Genomic DNA, 18,506 nt, shown 5'->3' with positions numbered 1-18,506 from the left:
AAGCCCGCTCCCACATTTTTTACCGCGTTTATTCAGCGGATGGGCGGCAAGCCGTAAGCCGCCAGGTCAAAGTCCGCAAGTCTGCGGATGATCTGGTCGGCATGCTGGTACTTGCTGTCGGCCATGGCCTCATCCGGCACGGCGATGGCGGTCATGTTCGCAGCCTTGGCGGCGGTCACGCCGAACGGCGAATCTTCGAACACCAGGCAGTCCTCGGGTGCAATGCCCAGGCGGCGGGCGGCGGTGAGGAAGATGTCGGGCGCAGGTTTGGCGGCGCCGACTTCCGGGTCGTCAGCGGTGACGATGGTGTCGAACAGGCCAAACCACTCGCGGTGCAACGTCGTCTTGTGGCCAAACGAATTGCGCGAAGAGCTGGTGCCCACGGCAATCGGAATGTCATGCGCCTTCAAGTGGCGCACCAGCGCTTCGGCCCCGGGCATGCCCAGGGCGGTGGGGAAACGCTCGCTCATCAAGGGCTCGCGGACCCGCAAAAACTCCGCCGGGGTAATCGGCAGGTCCAGCGCCTTGACCACGTAGTCGGCCAGGTCCTGGGCACCACGCCCGATGATGTGCTGCTTGATCCCCCAGTCATAGGTGCGGCCGTAGCGTTCAGCGATGATCTGCGTGACTTCGGTGTAGATGCCTTCTGTATCCAGCAACAACCCGTCCATATCGAAAATCACGGCCTTGATCGGGACAGCGGTACGCGGTGCATTCATCACTACAGAACCTTGGGAGCGGAGGACTAAAAGGATTCAGCACAATAACGGCCACCCTTGCCGCCAGGCAACCCTTTAGACTGTGCGCCCTTTCTTTTGAAGTGCCCGCGATGTTCTACCGTCTCGCCGCCGACAGCCTGGTGCTGTTTCACCTCAGCTTTATCCTGTTCGTGCTGTTCGGTGGGTTGCTCGCCCTCAAGTGGCGCCGCGTGATCTGGCTGCACTTGCCTGCCGTGGCCTGGGGCATCGCGGTTGAGCTGCTGCACCTGCCCTGCCCGCTGACCCGCTGGGAAAACCTGTTTCGCCACCTCGCCGGGCAGGATGGTTATGGCGGCGGGTTTATCGAGCATTACATCCTCACGCTGATCTACCCCGCCGGGCTGACGCCGGATATTCAACTGGCGCTGGGCGCAGTGGTGGTCGCGGTCAACGTCGCGGTGTACGGCTGGCTGATCCGACGTTACGTACAGGCTTGAGACAGCTTCGCTGGTGAAGAATCAGACTCCCTTAGTCCCTTCATAGACGCTCCCATGTCCGAAGCCTTCGAAGTCCCCAGCCCCCACGAAAAACACATCGAACACACCACCGAACATGCCCACGCCCGCGGGGACAATTTCGCCAGCCGCATCGCCGTGATGACGGCCCTCATGGCCACCCTCGGCGCCATGCTCAGTTACCAGGCCGGCTCCACCGAAAGCGAAGCGGCGATGGACAAAAACAACGCCGCCATCATCAAGACCGAAGCCGCCAACCAATGGAACTACTACCAGGCCAAATCCAGCCGACAGAACCTGGCGGAACTGGCCACCCACATTCCCGGCGTGGACGCGGCGCATTACAAGGACGAGATCGAGCGCTACAAAAGCCAGAAGGAAGACGTGCGCAAGCAAGCCGAGAAGCTTGAGGCCACCTCGAAGGAATGGGATGAAAAGTCGGAACAGGCGCTGCACCAGCACCACCGCTGGGCCCAGGCGATGACCGCGATTCAGATCGCGATTTCGCTGGCGGCGATTACGTTATTGACGAGGAAGGAGTGGTTGAAGCGCATGTCGTATGCGGCGGCGGGCGTGGCGGTGGTGCTGGGCAGCCTGGCATGGCTGCATATCTGACACCCTGCCAACCCCATGTGGGAGCTGGCTTGTGTGGGAGCCGGCTTGCCTGCGATGACGGTGGGTCAGCCCCCATAATTTGCGCTGTCACTACACCATCCCCGCGCTATATAGTAAAAAGCATAACGACAAACCAACACAAGCCGAGGGACCGCTGGTGACCGTACAACCCAAGGAAGCCGTGGGCGCCGCCTACAGCATCGAATCCATGCGCTACGCCCAGGCCATGACCTGGCAAGCCATCGAACAACTCGCCCAACGCATCCGCCCCGGCATGCTCGAATCCGAAGCCCGCGAACTGGGCAAGCACGTCCTCGCCGACCTCGACATGCAACGCATCTGGCACCCGTTGCTGGTGCGCTTTGGCGCCAATACCCTCAAGGCGTTCAACCAGCGCTCCGAAGGTGACCCGGTGCTGGGCGAAGACGACATCTTCTTTATCGACATGGGCGCCGTGTGGCAAGGCCACGAAGGTGATGCCGGTGCCACGTTCGCCACCGGCAACGACCCGGAAATGATCGCCTGCGCCAGCGCGGCCAAGGAACTCTTCGACCGCGTGCAGGCACGCTGGAAAAACGAGCAGGTCGTCGGCCTCGAGCTGTACCGCTACGCCGAAGCACAAGCCCAGGCCATGGGCTGGCAATTGAACCTCGACATCAAGGGCCACCGCGTCAGCGACTTCCCCCACGCCATCCACCGTGGCGGCGACCTTGGCGACTTCGAGCATTACCCGAATGCGGGACTGTGGATCCTCGAAATCCAGATCGCCCACCCGAGCAAACCCTACGGCGCCTTCTACGAAGACTTGCTCGCCTGACGCGTAAAGGACGCTGCCTGGTTCACGTGCGGGCATGAATAAAGCCCCATAAGTCGTATCATGGGGCCTACTTTCGAGGACGCCCCATGAACCTCAGCATCGTCTACGCCCTGGCCGCCGCCGCCCTCTTCGGCGCCAGCACCCCACTCGCCAAAAGCCTCGGCCTGGGCCTCTCGCCCGTACTGCTCGCCGGCCTGCTCTACCTCGGCAGCGGCGTCGGACTCGCCAGCGTGCGGCTGATCCGTGATCGCGGCTGGAAACCCAGCGGACTGACCCCATCGGAATGGCCCTGGCTACTCGGCGCCATTGCATTCGGCGGCATCCTCGGCCCGGTTGCGCTGATGTTCGGCCTCACCCGCACCTCTGGCGCGACGGCCTCCCTGATGCTCAACCTCGAGTCAGTCCTGACCGCGCTGATCGCGTGGCTGGTGTTCAGAGAAAACGCAGACCGCCGCATCGTCCTCGGCATGTTTGCCATCGTACTGGGTGGCCTGGCGCTATCCGGCGCAGGCGGTGGCGGCGGCCAGCAGGATTGGACCGGGCCGTTCGCGGTGGCACTGGCGTGTTTGTGCTGGGGGATTGATAACAATCTGACGCGCAAAGTATCCGCGTCTGACGCCGTATTTATCGCTGGCGCCAAGGGATTGATTGCCGGATTGGTAAATTGCAGCCTGGCGGTTTATCTCGGCGCACAGATTCCAGGCTTGGCGCAGTTGGCGCCGATCCTGTTGGTGGGGTTCCTGGGCTACGGCATCAGCCTGGTCCTGTTTGTCCTGGCCCTGCGCGGGCTCGGCAGTGCGCGGACCGGCGCTTACTTTTCCACGGCACCGTTCCTCGGCGCGGCGACAGCGCTGCTGGTGCTGGGGGAATCGGTGACACTGGCGTTCTGGGCAGCATCGGCACTGATGGCCATCGGCGTGTGGCTACACCTGACGGAGCGGCACGCCCATGACCATCAACATGAGGCAATGGAACACGGGCACCGCCACGTGCATGACGAGCATCACCAGCACGAACACGACTTTGAATGGGACCCGGCAGTGCCGCATAACCATGTGCATGTCCACAGCCCGGTGCGGCATAGTCACGCGCATTTTCCGGATGTGCATCATCGACATAGGCATTGAGGCGCCTTGGCCCCTGCAAAGCCCGCCCCCATGACAAAACAAGGACGTATACCCGTGAGAGCTTCACTCATTGCTTCATTTGGATTGGCCTGGCTGATTCACACACCACTGTCCTTCGCGGATAACATCAATGGCAAGAACCTCTATTCACAACGCTGCGCCATGTGTCACGGAGCAGATCTCAAGGCCACGGGGCCCCTGGCCAATAAGAGCAATCCTCCTACCCCGGACCTGACAACACGCGCATTCAAGAAACGCATGAGCGACTACCCGGGCGTCATTGTGTCTTCGGTCATACTTCGGCCCAATGGAGACCTGATTCCAAGGACGCTACGGGAGAATGGCGTGAAGGTGCCGCCGCACGCTTGGAGTGTTCAGGATTTTCGCGATTTGAATGAGTATATGAGTGGTGTGATTGCGAAGGGGTGATGACTTTTGGAGCAAGAGGTGATTTTTTAGACGCCAGAAACCACAAACCCCCGGTTTCCTCTAGGAAAACCGGGGGTTTGTGTTTACTTAATGTGGCGGTGAAGGAGAGATTCGAAACTACCCGCAACGGGGTCTCAATTTCCAAAGTGCCCGGTTTACGGGGCCTGTAGCGGTGTTGCCTCTTCAAAAAAACATCATTTTTAGTCCCATGGTAGTCCCATGGCTTTTGCACCAATTTAGTGCGACTGGGTTGGTAGGGGGTAAAAAACGGCACCCCGACCAATTTATGTTGAGGCACGGGAAAAAGGTAATATTGGTAATACGCTCAAAAAAGTAGAATAAATCCCTTTGCTTTCAATAACTTAATGAATATTTAGAAAGGTAATAATTTGGTAATTTATAGGTTAGGTCATTACCTTTACATCGAGTAATTCCTGTCATCGTCAATCCCCAGCAAAACCGGGCGTTTGCGCAAAGATTACCTTTGCCATTACCAAATATTACCCCTCAAGGTAATACGTCAAACCCACGGAATACGGGGGCTACAGCAGGTGTAATGCCATTCCTAACCAAAATTACCTTTTTCCCAGCCCTGGTTCCAAAATAGCCATCAAACGAGCGAGTCCTGAAACTGGAGACTAGTCTGAGGATTCAAGAACAGGAGCCTTCGTATGGCGCATGAATATTCGCTCTCAGATGTGCTTGAGAGGATGTATGAAAATCAATTAGCCCTTGAGGCTGCCGTGATGGAACTCACGCTTCGCCTAGAACAGCAAGGTTCAGTAGAAGCAGGTGAAAACGTGCGTGGAGCATTGGAGGTGATTGGTGAAAACGCCGGGCACATCAAGCAAGGTTTGGCTCGCCTCAAGGGGTCAGAAGCCCATAAGGACCAGGACAACTTATGAAACGCCCCAATCTCGCTGACATCCTTAAGCTGCGTGGCTTGTAGCAGCTTTCGACATCATCGAAGGCAGTCACAAATGGCGAGAAAAAAGATCTATATCGTTTTTGGAAAACTCCCATATTCCTATGTTTTTCTCTCTACCCATCAATGAAACCGGGGCCTCCCGCCCTGCCCCGTCCGTGATCCTCTGCTGCCCCGCCCTGCAACCGCACTGCACTTCTCTTCAAAACTTTGCAATCTGTGAAACTGCCAGGCGCCCGACAAGCCCCCCGGCACGACTGGGCTGCCGGCTCGTTTGCACTACATCTGGGTTTGCACAAAAAAAGGACACAGACCCCGTCGGCGGGAGGGGGATAAGTGCTTTTCTGCTACCTTTTTTTTCTCCCTAAGCGTTTTGGCGCTTTAAGTGACCATCGACTAATTGACAGCCCTCACATTGACTGGCGTACTGCCACCACTGATAGGGAGATTAGCAATGGTAGTATTCGTAGCGGGTATACATGGCGTAGGTAAAACATTCCTATGTCAGGCTCTAGCAGCCGCGACAGGTCTAAGGCACGCAAGCGCTAGTCAAGTTATCCGAGAGGAGCGAAGCTCGCAGTCTTGGGGGACTGACAAGCTCGTGGCAGATGTCAGCGGCAACCAAAGGGCTCTCGCAAACGGGGTGCATCGTATTCTGACCGAGGAATCGGTTCTCGTACTCGACGGCCATTTCGTCCTGAAAACCGAAACAGGTCTCGAAGAGGTGTCATTAGATACCTTTAAAACCCTTGGGCTTTCAGCAATTATTTTGATTGAAACTGATGCTCAACTGGTCGCTCAACGACTTGCACATCGAGACCTAAATACCTCTGCTGGGGATTTGCAAGAGTTCATGCACTTTGAGCGGGTCTCCGCTTTAAAAGCGTCAATGAACCTGGGAATACCATTTTTCTTACTACACAGCCCCTCTACCGACTCATTTACAGACTGTGTAAATAGCATTCTTGAATTTACAAAAGGAAATAACCAGTAATGGAACTTACTCAAAAACAATTTAAAAACATTAATCTACAAGATGTTTTCTTTGCATCTCTAATTAATGACTACGCGGAATTTTCAGATTGGTTCGCACGTAAAGCAGAAGACTCTGCATACGTTTTTGAGGATGATGCAGGAAGCATCAATGGTTTCCTATACCTAAAAACAGAAGAAGACGCTATCACAGATGTAGCCCCTGCTCTACCTGCAAAAAAGCGTATAAAAGTAGGAACTATGAAAATCAACGCCCGCGGCACAAAATTGGGCGAACGCTTTCTTAAAAAGATTTTTGATCACGCCATACATAACGATGTAGAAGAAATTTACGTTACCGTTTTCCCCCACCATGATGTACTGATCAATTTATTCCAAAGATACGGCTTTTTACAAGCGGCAGAAAAACACTCTGCTAACGGCACCGAACTAGTTCTTGTAAAAAGCCTAACTCAACTACAGGGAAATCTAGTTAGTTCGTACCCACTTATAAAAAATACAGGTACAAAAAAATATCTCCTATCTTTAAAACCAGTCTGGCACACCCGCTTACTGCCCGACTCCATTTTGAAGAATGAGAACGCTCGGATCATTGAAGACATCTCTCATACGAACAGCATCCACAAAGTATATTTAGCAGCAATGCGTGGGCTAGAGGCGCTGAAACCAGGGGATATTCTTCTCATTTACCGCACAACTGACGATGCCGGTCCAGCTCATTACCGTTCAGTAGCTACATCGGTAGGGGTCGTGGAGGAATACCGCTCAATTCATTCGTTTGTTTCACGAGAGGAATTTATGGCATATTGCCAGCCATACAGTGTTTTCAGTGATGCGGAGCTTAACCAGTTCTGGGCACGAAAAAATTTCCCTCATGTGTTCCGCTTTACGTATAATGCGGCGCTCAAGCGTCGTGTAACCCGTGGAGAAATGATTGAGCAATATGGGCTCAATCCTAATGATTACTGGGGCTTCATGCCGCTGACACAGAATCAGTTTGATTCCATCATACGGGCGGGCCAAATAGATGAAGGTATTATTGTCAATTAAGCCTGAGTATGCGGAAAAAATACTACAGGGCGAAAAGCGTTTTGAATTTCGAAAGTCTATATTTAGAAACTCCGAAGTCAAAACGGTTGTAATCTACGCAACCATGCCTGTCGGAAAAGTTATCGGCGAGTTCGACTTTGACGAAGTCCTCTCCGACAACCCCAAAGAAATTTGGAGCCTAACAAGCAAGTTTTCCGGGATTACTAAAAAATTCTTTAACGAATATTTTGACGGCCGAGAACTTGCTCACGCAATCAAGGTAGTCGCAGTAAGACGTTATGAGACACCACAAAACCTGAAAGAATACATTCCTAGCGGCGCCGCACCGCAGTCTTTTTGCTACATAAAGGACTAACTTACAAAGCCCGCCAATAGCGGGCTTTTTTATTCCACAACAAATTTTACAAAGTAACCAAATTCATTTTTTCTTTCATCACCAAAGCTGTTTTCGTACCTTCAGTGAATATCGCACTGTTACTTGGTACCGGTGTAGGCCCGTGGGTATGACTCGCCAGTTGAATATTCATTTGCTGCACTAGGTCGAGCAAGTCACACAGCACCTGCAGTACGTTCACACCCTCGGATCCCAACCAGGTCTTGGGCGCGACTAGACGCTGACCAACCGAAGCTACGCTCTCACGCATCCCCTGAATCCTTTCCTGCATATCCCCACCCACCGTGGTGTTGTACTTCTGCCCCACCACCAGGTTCAAATCCCGCCCAGTCGCCTGGTGCAAATCATCCACCGCTGCCAGACTCGCAGATCCCCCCGACAGCAGCTTAAGCGCGCCCAGCGCCTCGATCTTCTTGATCCCACCCACCGACTCGGTTGAATGGTCGTCCACCGTCCTGGTGTGGCTCTGAAAGCTCTCGGTGTTCTCCATCGCCTCCACTTCCCGCTGGACCGCCTTGTCCTGGATCTTGCCATCTGTTTGCCGTAGCCAGTTGCCGTCCGCGTCGACACGCTGCTGGCAGGTTTCGCTGTGCTGCCACACCTGGTCACCTTTCGGCACGCTTGGCAGAGTCAGGCCGTGAGGCAGCACCGTCTGGATATAGGGCTTGTGCGGCAACCCGTAAGCGAAGCAGACCACAACAGTGGTGCCCTCCTCCGGAAACGCGTAGAAGCCCATTTCATCACCACCGACCGGCACCGGTAACGGCACACCCGACAGCACCGGTAGGCTCGCGTCCACCTCTCCGTCCGGGCCGAGCACCTGCAGGTCAACGCCAAAGCGCGGCCGGAAGTCGTCACAGACGCCGGCGCCGGCAGGTGCATCAGGCACGGCGATCACCTTGGCGAACCGTGGCAGGTGATAGCCTCCGGTCAATTCGGGAAACTGGCGTTCTACCGCTCGTTTTATTGCGTCTTCCATTTCAATGCCATCTGAGTGCCGGCCAGCGTCACCGAAGTGACCCGCTCGCCTTGGTTGATTGTCGCGCCTGGGCGCATGCCTGGGAGCGCCGCGATCATGGCGCTCTGGTTGTCCTGGTAGCCGTCGAACAGCTCGGTTGGCAGGTGCAGGGGCGCCCGGGCGCCGAAAAAGCTATCGGCCCATTTGCCCACGAACACTTCCCCGTTGCCCTGTTGTTGCCAGATCAGGTCGTCGATAGAGAAAACCCGGGCCAGGCTGTCCATCGCCTGGTAGCCGGTGGCCAGGCTGTAGAAAAATGGGGCTTTGACCCGCGTGTATGAGCTGTCCGGCACGCGGAATTTCAACCCCGTGTGCTTGCTGATCTCTTCAAGCACGGCGCGCAGATCGACGTGGCGCAGGTTCAGCGGCAAGGGCTTGGCCAGGATCGCGGCCAGCTCGCGGCAGAACAGCACCTGCTGCTGGGAGTTGGCCGCTGTGCAGCGTTCCACGTAGCCGATGAAGTGGCGCTGCAGCGTGCTGTCGTTGTAGCCGATGTCCAACGTCACCAGGCCCTTGAGCGGCGCCGATGCCTGGACTGTGAAAGATGCCCGGCCGGGGCTTCGCAGCTCCAAGCGGACATCCTCTTTGACCAAGGCAACGGGTTCGCCGTTTATGGTCAGCACCTTGTGCAGTTTCAGGCTCATTGGCCGCTCCCCAGCCAGTCGTCTACACGCTTCAACGTGGACTCGAAACCCGACAGTTCGGGTGCGCTTCCAGGCTGGCCGGCGGCGCTGGTGCCGCCTCCTACCGCTTGACCTGGTGCGCCCTGTGCCGTGGCCGCATTGGCCGGACGGCGCTTCTCGACCCGCTCGGGGTTCGACAGTTTTTCAGACAGCGTGAACTGGACCCGCCAGCAAAACAGGCTGTCGTCCTCCCGGGCGCTTACCCCGTCGCTGAACTGCACCTGGCGCACACCAAAACCGTCAGCAGTGTCGTTGACGATGCGGTAAGTCTTGCGTTGGCCACCGCCTTCGGTGGCCTCGGCCTGGCGCATCAGATCGCGCAGGAACGACTTGTCGGAGTAGCGAATGGTCAGGGTCACGGCCAGGGTTTTGGGCTTGAAGCCCTTGTGAGCCGCTTCACTGTTACTCGTCTGCCCCGACAGGTCATCGCTCTCGATGCGCAGGTTTGCGATGATTTTCATGTTCTGCCCGCGCACCGGCAGGCCGTTTAACAGCAGCGACGTCATAGGCCCACCAGTTCGCGCACAAAGCCCAGACTTTCCAGCGAACCAACCAGCAGCGCGCCGGCGCACAGCGGCCATTCATGCCCCGGGGCGTCACCCTCCAGCAGTCGCCGGCGAATCGTGGCGCCGTCACCGGGGCCGATCAAGCGGGCCTGCATTGAGGTGTCGGGCGAACTGTTGGCCAGCATCGCCTGCAGGTCGGCCAGCTTCTGGTCAGACGCAGCTGACTGGGCCTGTTTACGCGCCTGCAGGCTGGCCAGGTCGGCCATGGGCGAGCTGTCGGCCGCATAGCTTTCGAGCATGGCCAACTGGCCGGACATCACCTGGCTCGCCACCTTGGTGATGGGGCAACGCTGCAGGGGCAGTTGACCCCAGCGCGGCATCTGCCCCGCTGCCGGCAACTCCCACTTTTCCACCTCCAGCTTGGACAGGTGCCGCGAGCGGCGTTCAGCTCGCACCAGGTCGGGCATCGGCAACAACGCATTGAAGCGCTGCAGCGTGGCGGCGAAGTGATCCTGACGTGTGGACAGAAAGAGCACTACCAGGCCATACAACTGGCCTTGGGGGCGTGCGACGTCGGTGGAGTCGGTCAGCTTGTTGCCCAACAGCTGCAGCAGGTTGGGCGCAGACAGAAAACGCTGGTGTCCGCCGCTGCCCTGGCCAATGCCGGCCTGAAACGGGGTGACGACGATACACGCCGGCACATCGCCGAACTGCCCCGCGAGAGCCGCACGTCCGGCGCTGATCGCGCCCTGGGAGGCTCCACCGACCGGGCCGGGATTGGTTTTGGCGACCGATGCCAGCTTCTGCAGTCGGGTGCCGGTGTCGGCCATCTGACTGCCAGCCAGGCCCTTGGCTGCGTCCATCTGCTCCATCCACGCCGTGGCCTCGGCAGGCCAGCGCATGGTCACGGGTGCCCAAGTCATAGCGGCGCCTCATCCCAGGACAGAGCAGCAATCGCCTCGACATCCTTGGCCAACCGGGCGACTTCCAGGGCTTTTTTCAGGCGATCCGCGCGTTGCAGGGCGTCCAGTTTGAACTCGCAGAGCCCATTGCACACCAGCTGCAACTGCGCCGCCGTGTGTTCCTTGAACTCCTTTTGACCGGCCACGTCCACGCATGGGAACGCCGCCGGCAGAGCACGCATCGTCATGTTGGTCAGGTTCAACTGATCTTCCAGCGTGCTGCTGTAGAAATGGCGTGCGCCCAGGGCTTCGGACCAGAAGCCGCCAGAAATCACACGATCACAGGCGGCGCTGATCTCGTTGCGTTTGGCGCTGTAGTCGCGCTCGACCACGGCGGGAATATCGTCCTGCCAGCCGCTACCGTTCCAAACCTGATGCTGACCAGGTGCCTGCAACGTGTAGCCGAACGGCAACTGGCCGTGACGCTCGATCACCAGTGGTGCCCCGGTCTCAATGCTGTAAGCGGTCAGGCCCGCGTAGGAGTCGATCAGGGTCCACTGCTCGCCGTCCCAACGCGGCAACTGGTGCTCGCTCGCAACAGGTGGGGCTTTCTCCACACAGCGGGCAGGAATCAACCAAACCCCGGGTTCAAGCGGAGACGCGTCGGCAGTCGTGGCACCGATGTAGATGCCCAGGTGATCTGTCTGAAAAACGGTTTTTGCCGTCGTGCTGGTCATGGTGGGCCTCAATATTTAATGCAGAGCAGGAACGCGATGTTGCGCGGGCGGGCTTCGGTGCCGCCGTTCGCGCCTACCGTGATGGCGTGGGTATGCTCACCTGCAGCGTCCACCGAAACCTTGCCAGTGCCTTCACTGCCGGTACGGCCTGGCGGCATGTCCAATACGCGGTGATCCGACGACGAGCCTTGTCGGTTGATCGTGAAGGTGTGCGTGTGCGCGCCATCGACGGCGGCGGTCGCGGTGTGGGTGTGCGCCAGGTTCTGGCTTGCCTGCCACGAGCCCAGGACGCGGCCCACGTCGATGCCGCGCCCATCGTCCAGCCCTCGAACGAACTCGCCCCGGGCTTCCGGCAGGTTGAAGGTGGTGCTGCCGTCACCGGCGCCGAAGCGCGTGCCGATGGCAGCAAACAGCGCTGCATAGGAGGTGCGCGAAACCGCTGCACCATTCGCCTTGAGCCAGCCCGCCGGTGCATCGGCACGGGCAAACGCTCCGATCAGTCCTGGTGGAGCTGCCGCAGCCAGTGCCGTATCCAGCCCTGTGACCTGGGCGACGGTATGGGTGTGCGCGGACGGAGGAACAGTCAGCGCAAAGTTCACGTTTGCGGAACCGTCCAAGGTCAAAGAACCGGTAGCACCACCGGTGAACGTGATGGTCCGAGGTGCTGACCACTTGCTGGCAGTAGCCGCATTACCAGTTATGTTTACCCCGGTGTACGTGCCGGACAATCGCGCATCGGGGAGCGTGCCGCTGGCCAGATTGCTGGCATTGAGCTGGGTGATACCTGCCCCACTTCCATAGAAAACCCCGGCAGTGAAAACGCCGGCATTACCTACTCCACCCCGAAGGCTGCCATTTTGGTAAAAGTACACACCCTCCCCAATCTGGGAGATAGCATCGCCGTGGCCCGCACGAATCCAGGACATCCCGTAATGGCTCGCCGTTGTGTAACTGGCATTCGCACCGGCGCCGTCATAAGACGCCCCCATTCCCCAGATGCACGCTCCCCAGTCGGCGCTGTTGCCGTTGCCATTACCGTAACCGCCATGAATGCCTTGGAAAAACGCAGTGGCACCGCTTACCAGCCCGCCAGCCAAAGACAACTTGGCATCAAGCGCGCCTTGCAAGCCGGTGGTGTGCGCAATGGTGTGGGTATGCCCCTCGGGTTTAACCGTGACACTCATGCTCGCGTCTGCACTGCCATCCAGCGAAACCTCGCCGGTGATCCCGCCGGTCAGCGACAGCTTGCGAGCCGTCGCCCAGCGGGCCGCTTTGCCCGCAACCGAGGTGCCGTTAATCAGCGCGGTGATCGCGTCCTGTAGCAGCTTGCGTACGCCGGCGACCATCTTGGTGGTGGCCAGGATTGCCGAACTGTCACTGTCAGCCGCATCGCTAATCGCGTTGGGGATCTTGCTCAGCCCAACGTCGTCCTTGGTCGTGGCGCGTGCGCGCAGGTCGGGATAGTCACCGACACGCGCCGCGAAGTGCTTAACCAGCTCGCTGTCGATGGCTTCGACCACACGCAGGTCTGTGATAGTGCTCGATGTCGGTAGATCGGCCAGCGGCACCAGGTAATGCCGTGCACCAACGCTGTCGGAGTAGTCGACTTTATTGGCGCCGAATACCACCTGGAACTTACCCACCACATCGCTCTGTTCACGCTGCAGCACGACGTCCAGCCAAGCCTTGTTGGGCACTGCCGGCACCGTCACGGGTGTTACGGCGGCGCGCTCCAAACGCACACCTTCGATGTACGCCAGGCCCGGCTTGAGCTGATACACGCTGCCCACTTTCGTCATCTGCAGGGCGGTGCCGAAAAAGCAGGCCCGCCCGAACATGTCGCGATTACTCAGGCGCTCCCGCTCGTCGATACCTTTCATGCGCGCGGTGTAGTCGAATTGCCAGGTGCTCGCGTCGATGGTGATTGCGGTCAGCTGCTGGGCGCCGTCGAACACCAGCATGAAGTTGCGGGTGATGTTGTTGCCGATCTGCTCGGGCAGAATGTTTTTGCGCTTCTGCTGCAACGGTACGTAGGCCACCGACAGCAGCACGTTGTCGCTGGTTTCAAGGCCGATCCAGTTGAAATCAAAGTCACCGATGTCGGTGCCCATCATCAGGCTGTACACGACCTGGTTGGGGTTCACGTAGCCGGTTTGGGTCACCGGTGAGGTGTAAACGATCTGGCCCGACGGGGGCTTGAGCCCAGCACGGTTTACCGGTGCATTGACGTCCAGCCCAGGCACGTTGGCCAGGATGAATCGGGCGACGGTCAAGACTTGGCCAGCCGCTTGTTTTTGAGCGATCAGGCTTTGCCCGGCCAGTGTGATGCTTGCAGCCATGAATACTCCCTACAGGCTGGCGATCAGCGTTTGCTGGTCGTCGTTAAAGTCGACCAGGGCAACTGCAAGCCGCACTGGTGTAATGGTCACGAAGTCGTAGCGCCGGCAGGTGCGGCCGTACTGACGGATCAGCACGCGCAACAGGTCGGGGTTTTCGGAGAGTTGCGAGTCGCTGAGGGTCAGCAGCACCACGTCCCAGTCGCGGTCGGGCATGCGCTCCTCGATCTCGATGTAGCCAACACCGAGGCGCTGCATGATTCGCTTGAGCCCCGCCACGCTCCCGGCGTCAACCGAGTTGATAAAGGCGTACTTGACCCGCAGCCGGAACAGGCTTTCCGGTTCGCCGTTGAAGCGCGTGACGTCGCGCTGCCAGGCCCACAGCTCCAGGATCGACAGGTGGCAGGTGTCCGGGTCGAACTGCAGGTAGGGCCATCGCAGCCACTCCACCGCCATTTCCCACCAGCGCTGGGCGGCGCCCATCAACCTGGTCAATTCAGGCCCCGACAGCCAGAACGGCAATTTGAGCTTGATCATTGCAGGACCACCGCCAGGCTCTGGATGCGCGGGATGTTCAGGCCCGACACGATGTCGGTACCGGCGAACGTCAGCGATTCGATGTTGGGGAAACGGGCGTGCAGTTCCTCGGTCAAGCGACTGAAACTGAACCGCGACTGTGGGTAGGTCCTGGTCGGTTTGTAATCGCGCTGGGTGCTTTCGCGAAACGCGGCGCGGATGAACAGGCCGACCTCGGTTTCCAGCGTCTCCAGCTGGACCTCACTAAGGTTGGCTTTGGGCCACACTTTCACGCTGATCGCGTGGAAGGTTTCAGGCATGGCCATCGCCTGCAGATCATCGCCGTGGCCATGGTTGCCGCCGTCGCGGATATGCGTGTTGATCTGCTCCAGGAACGTGTCAGCAGGCACGCCGGCGTCGAACAACACAAAGGCATTCGCGCTGCCCGGGCCACGGGGCGCGCCATGTTCGAAGTAAACGCCATCGGCCGACACACCCGGGAAGCCGGTGATGATCGCCCGGTACACAGCATCGGTGTGCCACTGGTTGACGGCCGAGAACTGATTACGGCCGCGCAGGCGCAGTTGGTCGTCGGGCTCAGCATCGGCGCCGGGCTCATGCATCCAGTCGGTGGTGTTGACCACCTGGACGATGCCCGGCACCGGCTCCGGCAGGACCGCGTAATAACCTGGGGCCAGGTTGTAGCCACTGCCCGCCCCCATCGCTTTGACCGGCACGGCCAGCTGGCTTTGGCCTTCTTCAAAGCTGCGCGGCTCAGTGGTGACCAGTTGGTAAATGTGCTCATTCAGGGTTGGCGACTGGACAACGGTGCCCGCCGGCACCTCCAGCGCGCCGCCGGTGTTGGCCCTGGTGAACAGCAGTTCACCGGTGGCGACCGTCGCGCCCTTACGCTCGACGTTCACCGCCCAGCACAAGGTGTCCAGCCAAACGCCCGTGGCGGTCTGTACGAAGAAATTCGGCAACACGGTGCCGCTGACAAACTCCAGCAACCACAGCACGGGCTTGGTCACCAGGGCGGTGACGATCCGCCAGAACGGGCTGTAGGCGCTGGTGTTGCTGAGGGTGCTGCCCTGCTCCGCTGCCAGCTTTTCCCACGACTGTTTCAGTTGCGCTTCGGTGATCGGAATCCCGGAATCGCTCATTGCCTGCTTGAAATCAACGCTCACAGGCTCACCTCCAATCGGCCGAACTTCACCGTGGTGGCGGTTACCAGGTACTGACCTGGTGATGCCTGGATGATCTCGGCAGTTCCCGGCACCAGGCGCTCGTCGGCCTCCACCAGCAGCTCCATTTGCTGGATGCAATCGCGCTGACGCATACGGTCGCGCTCGGCCACCAGGGTCACCAGCAGGCCGCTTTCGCGGATCATGTGGGCAATGTCCTGGGCAATTGAAGCCCGGTCACTGACCAACAGCGGCTGGCGTGCCGGATCGAGCACCAGGTCATTGCCGGAAATCAGCAGGTCGATGTATTCGCTCATCAGCCACCCACCGCCATGGCAAGCATGTTTTCCATCTGCAGCGGCGTCATAGGCTCCTTGTTGTGGATCTCCACTTTCTCGATGTGAGGGCCGCTGCGCTGGTTCTGGGTCGTGTTCTGAATGCTCTGCATCAGTCCTCCTTTGGGTACGGCCAGGGGTTTGGTTGGGCTGATTGCCGGTGTGTTTTGGTTGAGGGATTCGCGGGCTTGAATGCCTTTGTCCACCTTGTCCGGCAACTCGGTAGCCTTCTGCATCACGACTGGCAGCGGCATAATTTTCGGCGACGTGGCCAAGTCGGCTGACGCCGGCGGCAGCATGATCGGTGCCGGTTGCTTCACCTCTGGCGCGAGCTTCTGCAACGGCACGGCAGGTGCAGCCAGGGGCAACATAGGGGCCATTAGCGGTTGCTTGACCGCCACGGGCTCAGTGGCGCGTTGGGAGAGCATCAGCGGTGCCGGTACAGCAGCTGCGGCGGCAGCGGTCGCCATCGAGGTCGCCCCGGGCAAACTGGAGACGTCCGCCGGCGCGACGGTGCCGGCCACCAGATCCGGCACGGCCGGGGGCGTCGGCATATCGTCGAAAGTGGTCTCAATGTTGACGCCCGGGATCTTGTTGAGCATGGCGATCAGGCCATTAATCGCGGCGTGAAAAATCGCCACAATGCTGTCCCATGCGGCCTTCGCCATGCCCGACCAGCCGCCCATGGACGTGAACCAGGCGCTAAGTGCTTCCAGTTGGGCCGAGACCCACTGAAACGCGGCGGTGTTCATCAGCGCAGCCACCAGGTCGTCCCAATAGACAACTACCGCCGTGATTGCCGCAACCAGCGCGACGATGCCAATGATCACGACTCCCACCGGGTTGGCCATCATGGCGGCGTTGACCAGCCAAATAGCGCCCTGCCACAGCAACATGGCGCCTCTGACCAGGCCGATCCCGGTGTACATAACCACCAGCCCGGCAGCAAAGGCCGTGATCATCACGGTGTGAAACAAGAACATGGCAATGGACCGGAAGCCGGTCCAGGTCAACACGTTCCAGACCGTCACCAGTGCCAGCCAGACGGTTTTGCTCAGGCCCACGGCGAACGTCAGCAGGCCCATGGCCGTGGCCAGGCCCAGGAACGTCAGGGAGACAATGCCGATCAGGCGGGTGATGTTTGGAAACAGCTGAGTCCAGCGGGTCAGTGTGCCGGCGATGCCCACCAGGCGATCCATCAATGGGGTCAGGATCGGAATCAGCGATTGGCCAAACGCGATGCGCAACGCTTGCACGGCTGCGCCGAACTGCTGCCAGGGGTCAACCATGGCCTTGGCCATCTTCTCGGCCTGCTCCAAGCCCCGGACTTTGCTCAGTTGGTCGATACCGTTTCGCAAGCGGCCAGCATCCTTGGCCAGCGCGGCAATGACCTGGGCACCCTCACCACCAAACGCCTCGGTCAGCTTCACGCCGGCCGAGGCGCTGGTAAGGTCGCCGAGCTTGCCCTGTAGCTTGTCCATAATGTCGAGGATTGGCAGCGCCTTGCCCTGCTGATCCGACAGTTTCATCCCCAGCTTTTCCGAGGCGGCGCCCATGTTTTCAAACAACGCCTTGTAGCGCCCGCCGGCATCGCCCCCTTCCATGGTGCTGCTGAGCGTACCGATCACCGCCATTTGCTCGGCCAGATCGACGCCGGCCGTGGTCGCAATCGCCCCGGCTTCCTTGAAGGCGTCTTTCATCGCCGCACCACTGGTACGAAACAACTGAGTAGCCAGGGCCGTCTGCCCGCCCAGCTTTTCCACCCAGGCGCCTTTGCCCATCGCATCCGCCTGGGACTTCTGCAGGTTGTAGAGGGTGCCGACGTACTCGCCCATGGTGTGGGCATCAGTCTTGGTGGCCTTGGCCAGCACGTTGCTAGCGTTGGTGAACGTGGCCAACTGGCTGCCCGTCAGGCCCTTGATTGCACCTTCAACCAGATACGCCGACGCGACGAAAGCCTCGGCGTTTTCGCCATAGTTGACGGAAAACTCCAGGGCCTTGGCGTTGAGCGAATCAAGCGCGTCTTCGGCCACGTTTAGCGAGCGAACTTCGCCCAGGGCGCGGTTCATCTCCAGGGCGGGCTCCAACGATGCACCCATGGCCATAAAGCCACCGGTGACCCCTGCCAGGCCGATACCCATGGTCTTGAAGTGCTCCTGGCTCTGGCTTGCCAGGTCGGAAAACCCGGTTTTCACCTTGCCCAACGGGGCGGTGACTTTGTCAGTCAGGGCAAGGATGAAATCCAGTCGAGAGGAGCGATCAGCCATCGGTGCTTATCCGTTAAACGCGTGGGCAATGCCGTTGGCCACGGCAAATTCCATGCGTTTCCAGTATTCGTCTTCAAGCCACTTGGCAGAGCCCAGGTTTTCCACCGTAGGCTCCGCACCAGGTAACCAGCGTGCGGTTAGGGCCAAGAGCTGGCCCAGGCTGTTTTCGGTCAGGCGCTCGGCGTATCCGAGGGCTTTTTTACGGTGATCTCGACGTCAGGACTGAACTCTTCCAGCAGCGCGCCGGCGATCTGAATGACGGTCACCGGGTTGACCAGGTACAACTTGAGGTCGTCGCGCTGATCCGCTTTCACGCTGGTGGAAAGCAGGTTATGAGCCGGGGCGATCTTGTTGGTCTGGGTCATGGCGTTGAAGTACTTGGTGACCTCGGGCGCGCCCAGGGTGAAGTCGAAATCTTTGTCGGCGATGGTCAGGGTGATGGTGCGGCGAGTCATGGTG

The 18,506-nt window shown here is 59.1% G+C and carries 22 protein-coding genes; 9 read left to right on the top strand and 13 right to left on the bottom strand.

Translation table 11 applies throughout. The annotated features are described in order from the left end of the window. Positions 1-32 precede the first annotated feature (32 nt). Complete coding sequence (locus tag LIY36_RS03980) at positions 33-719, bottom strand: HAD-IA family hydrolase (protein ID WP_192297188.1); 687 nt, start codon at positions 717-719, stop codon at positions 33-35. Between the two features lie 110 nt (positions 720-829). On the opposite strand from LIY36_RS03980, the gene LIY36_RS03975 reads away from it, so the two are divergent. The 9 genes from LIY36_RS03975 (at position 830) to LIY36_RS03935 (ending at position 7,524) form a co-directional block, all read left to right on the top strand. After that, positions 830-1,195, top strand: a complete 366-nt coding sequence (locus tag LIY36_RS03975) for a DUF2784 domain-containing protein (protein ID WP_226454876.1) — start codon at positions 830-832, stop codon at positions 1,193-1,195. Between the two features lie 54 nt (positions 1,196-1,249). Then, positions 1,250-1,828, top strand: coding sequence for a DUF4337 domain-containing protein (locus LIY36_RS03970; RefSeq protein WP_192297190.1), 579 nt, complete (start codon positions 1,250-1,252; stop codon positions 1,826-1,828). A 157-nt stretch (positions 1,829-1,985) separates the two neighbouring features. Beyond that, entirely contained in the window at positions 1,986-2,645 is a 660-nt protein-coding gene (locus LIY36_RS03965; RefSeq protein WP_226454875.1) for a M24 family metallopeptidase, read from the top strand. An 86-nt stretch (positions 2,646-2,731) separates the two neighbouring features. Next, positions 2,732-3,772 (top strand): DMT family transporter, encoded by a 1,041-nt coding sequence (locus LIY36_RS03960; RefSeq protein ID WP_226454874.1) that lies wholly within the window; start codon positions 2,732-2,734, stop codon positions 3,770-3,772. Positions 3,773-3,802: 30 nt separating this feature from the next. Further along, positions 3,803-4,201: a c-type cytochrome gene (locus tag LIY36_RS03955; RefSeq protein ID WP_230412685.1), complete on the top strand. Its 399-nt coding sequence runs from the start codon at positions 3,803-3,805 to the stop codon at positions 4,199-4,201. Between the two features lie 671 nt (positions 4,202-4,872). After that, positions 4,873-5,106 carry a hypothetical protein gene (locus LIY36_RS03950; protein WP_226454872.1) on the top strand — a complete coding sequence of 78 codons (234 nt, stop codon included), beginning with the start codon at positions 4,873-4,875 and terminating at the stop codon, positions 5,104-5,106. A gap of 474 nt (positions 5,107-5,580) precedes the next feature. Then, a complete protein-coding gene (locus LIY36_RS03945; protein WP_226454871.1) occupies positions 5,581-6,120 on the top strand; it encodes an ATP-binding protein in 540 nt (179 codons plus the stop codon). Further along, positions 6,120-7,169 (top strand): GNAT family N-acetyltransferase, encoded by a 1,050-nt coding sequence (locus LIY36_RS03940; protein WP_226454870.1) that lies wholly within the window; start codon positions 6,120-6,122, stop codon positions 7,167-7,169. The genes LIY36_RS03945 and LIY36_RS03940 overlap by 1 nt, the downstream gene beginning before the upstream one ends. After that, complete coding sequence (locus tag LIY36_RS03935) at positions 7,147-7,524, top strand: ASCH domain-containing protein (RefSeq protein WP_226454869.1); 378 nt, start codon at positions 7,147-7,149, stop codon at positions 7,522-7,524. The genes LIY36_RS03940 and LIY36_RS03935 overlap by 23 nt, the downstream gene beginning before the upstream one ends. Before the next feature lie 46 nt (positions 7,525-7,570). Here LIY36_RS03935 and LIY36_RS03930 read toward each other — a convergent pair whose 3' ends face one another. Genes LIY36_RS03930 through LIY36_RS03880 form a run of 12 tightly spaced genes read right to left on the bottom strand, consistent with a single transcriptional unit; the run spans position 7,571 to position 18,502 of the window. Next, entirely contained in the window at positions 7,571-8,542 is a 972-nt protein-coding gene (locus LIY36_RS03930; RefSeq protein WP_226454868.1) for a phage baseplate assembly protein V, read from the bottom strand. Further along, positions 8,527-9,225 (bottom strand): hypothetical protein, encoded by a 699-nt coding sequence (locus LIY36_RS03925; protein ID WP_226454867.1) that lies wholly within the window; start codon positions 9,223-9,225, stop codon positions 8,527-8,529. The genes LIY36_RS03930 and LIY36_RS03925 overlap by 16 nt, the downstream gene beginning before the upstream one ends. Next, a complete protein-coding gene (locus tag LIY36_RS03920) occupies positions 9,222-9,770 on the bottom strand; it encodes a baseplate complex protein (RefSeq protein ID WP_226454866.1) in 549 nt (182 codons plus the stop codon). Before LIY36_RS03920 ends, LIY36_RS03925 begins: the two co-directional genes overlap by 4 nt. Further along, positions 9,767-10,693, bottom strand: coding sequence for a hypothetical protein (locus tag LIY36_RS03915; protein ID WP_226454865.1), 927 nt, complete (start codon positions 10,691-10,693; stop codon positions 9,767-9,769). Before LIY36_RS03915 ends, LIY36_RS03920 begins: the two co-directional genes overlap by 4 nt. After that, positions 10,690-11,409: a DUF4376 domain-containing protein gene (locus tag LIY36_RS03910; protein WP_226454864.1), complete on the bottom strand. Its 720-nt coding sequence runs from the start codon at positions 11,407-11,409 to the stop codon at positions 10,690-10,692. The genes LIY36_RS03915 and LIY36_RS03910 overlap by 4 nt, the downstream gene beginning before the upstream one ends. 8 nt (positions 11,410-11,417) lie before the next feature. Further along, positions 11,418-13,748: a phage tail-collar fiber domain-containing protein gene (locus LIY36_RS03905; protein ID WP_226454863.1), complete on the bottom strand. Its 2,331-nt coding sequence runs from the start codon at positions 13,746-13,748 to the stop codon at positions 11,418-11,420. Between the two features lie 9 nt (positions 13,749-13,757). Further along, positions 13,758-14,282: a phage tail protein gene (locus tag LIY36_RS03900; protein ID WP_226454862.1), complete on the bottom strand. Its 525-nt coding sequence runs from the start codon at positions 14,280-14,282 to the stop codon at positions 13,758-13,760. Beyond that, positions 14,279-15,448: a baseplate J/gp47 family protein gene (locus LIY36_RS03895; protein WP_226454861.1), complete on the bottom strand. Its 1,170-nt coding sequence runs from the start codon at positions 15,446-15,448 to the stop codon at positions 14,279-14,281. Before LIY36_RS03895 ends, LIY36_RS03900 begins: the two co-directional genes overlap by 4 nt. Further along, entirely contained in the window at positions 15,445-15,762 is a 318-nt protein-coding gene (locus tag LIY36_RS03890) for a DUF2590 family protein (protein WP_226454860.1), read from the bottom strand. Before LIY36_RS03890 ends, LIY36_RS03895 begins: the two co-directional genes overlap by 4 nt. Next, a complete protein-coding gene (locus LIY36_RS03885) occupies positions 15,762-18,047 on the bottom strand; it encodes a phage tail tape measure protein (protein ID WP_226454859.1) in 2,286 nt (761 codons plus the stop codon). The genes LIY36_RS03890 and LIY36_RS03885 overlap by 1 nt, the downstream gene beginning before the upstream one ends. 6 nt (positions 18,048-18,053) lie before the next feature. Next, a complete protein-coding gene (locus LIY36_RS27775) occupies positions 18,054-18,194 on the bottom strand; it encodes a DUF6890 family protein (protein ID WP_032887507.1) in 141 nt (46 codons plus the stop codon). A gap of 23 nt (positions 18,195-18,217) precedes the next feature. Then, the gene (locus LIY36_RS03880; RefSeq protein ID WP_032887505.1) at positions 18,218-18,502 is read right to left on the bottom strand and encodes a putative phage tail assembly chaperone; all 285 of its coding nucleotides are present in this window, start codon (positions 18,500-18,502) and stop codon (positions 18,218-18,220) included. Positions 18,503-18,506 lie beyond the last annotated feature (4 nt).

Origin of the sequence: Pseudomonas sp. AF03-9, assembly GCF_020515815.1 — a bacterium.
GTDB lineage: Bacteria > Pseudomonadota > Gammaproteobacteria > Pseudomonadales > Pseudomonadaceae > Aquipseudomonas.
This window is presented reverse-complemented; position numbering and strand designations above follow the sequence as displayed.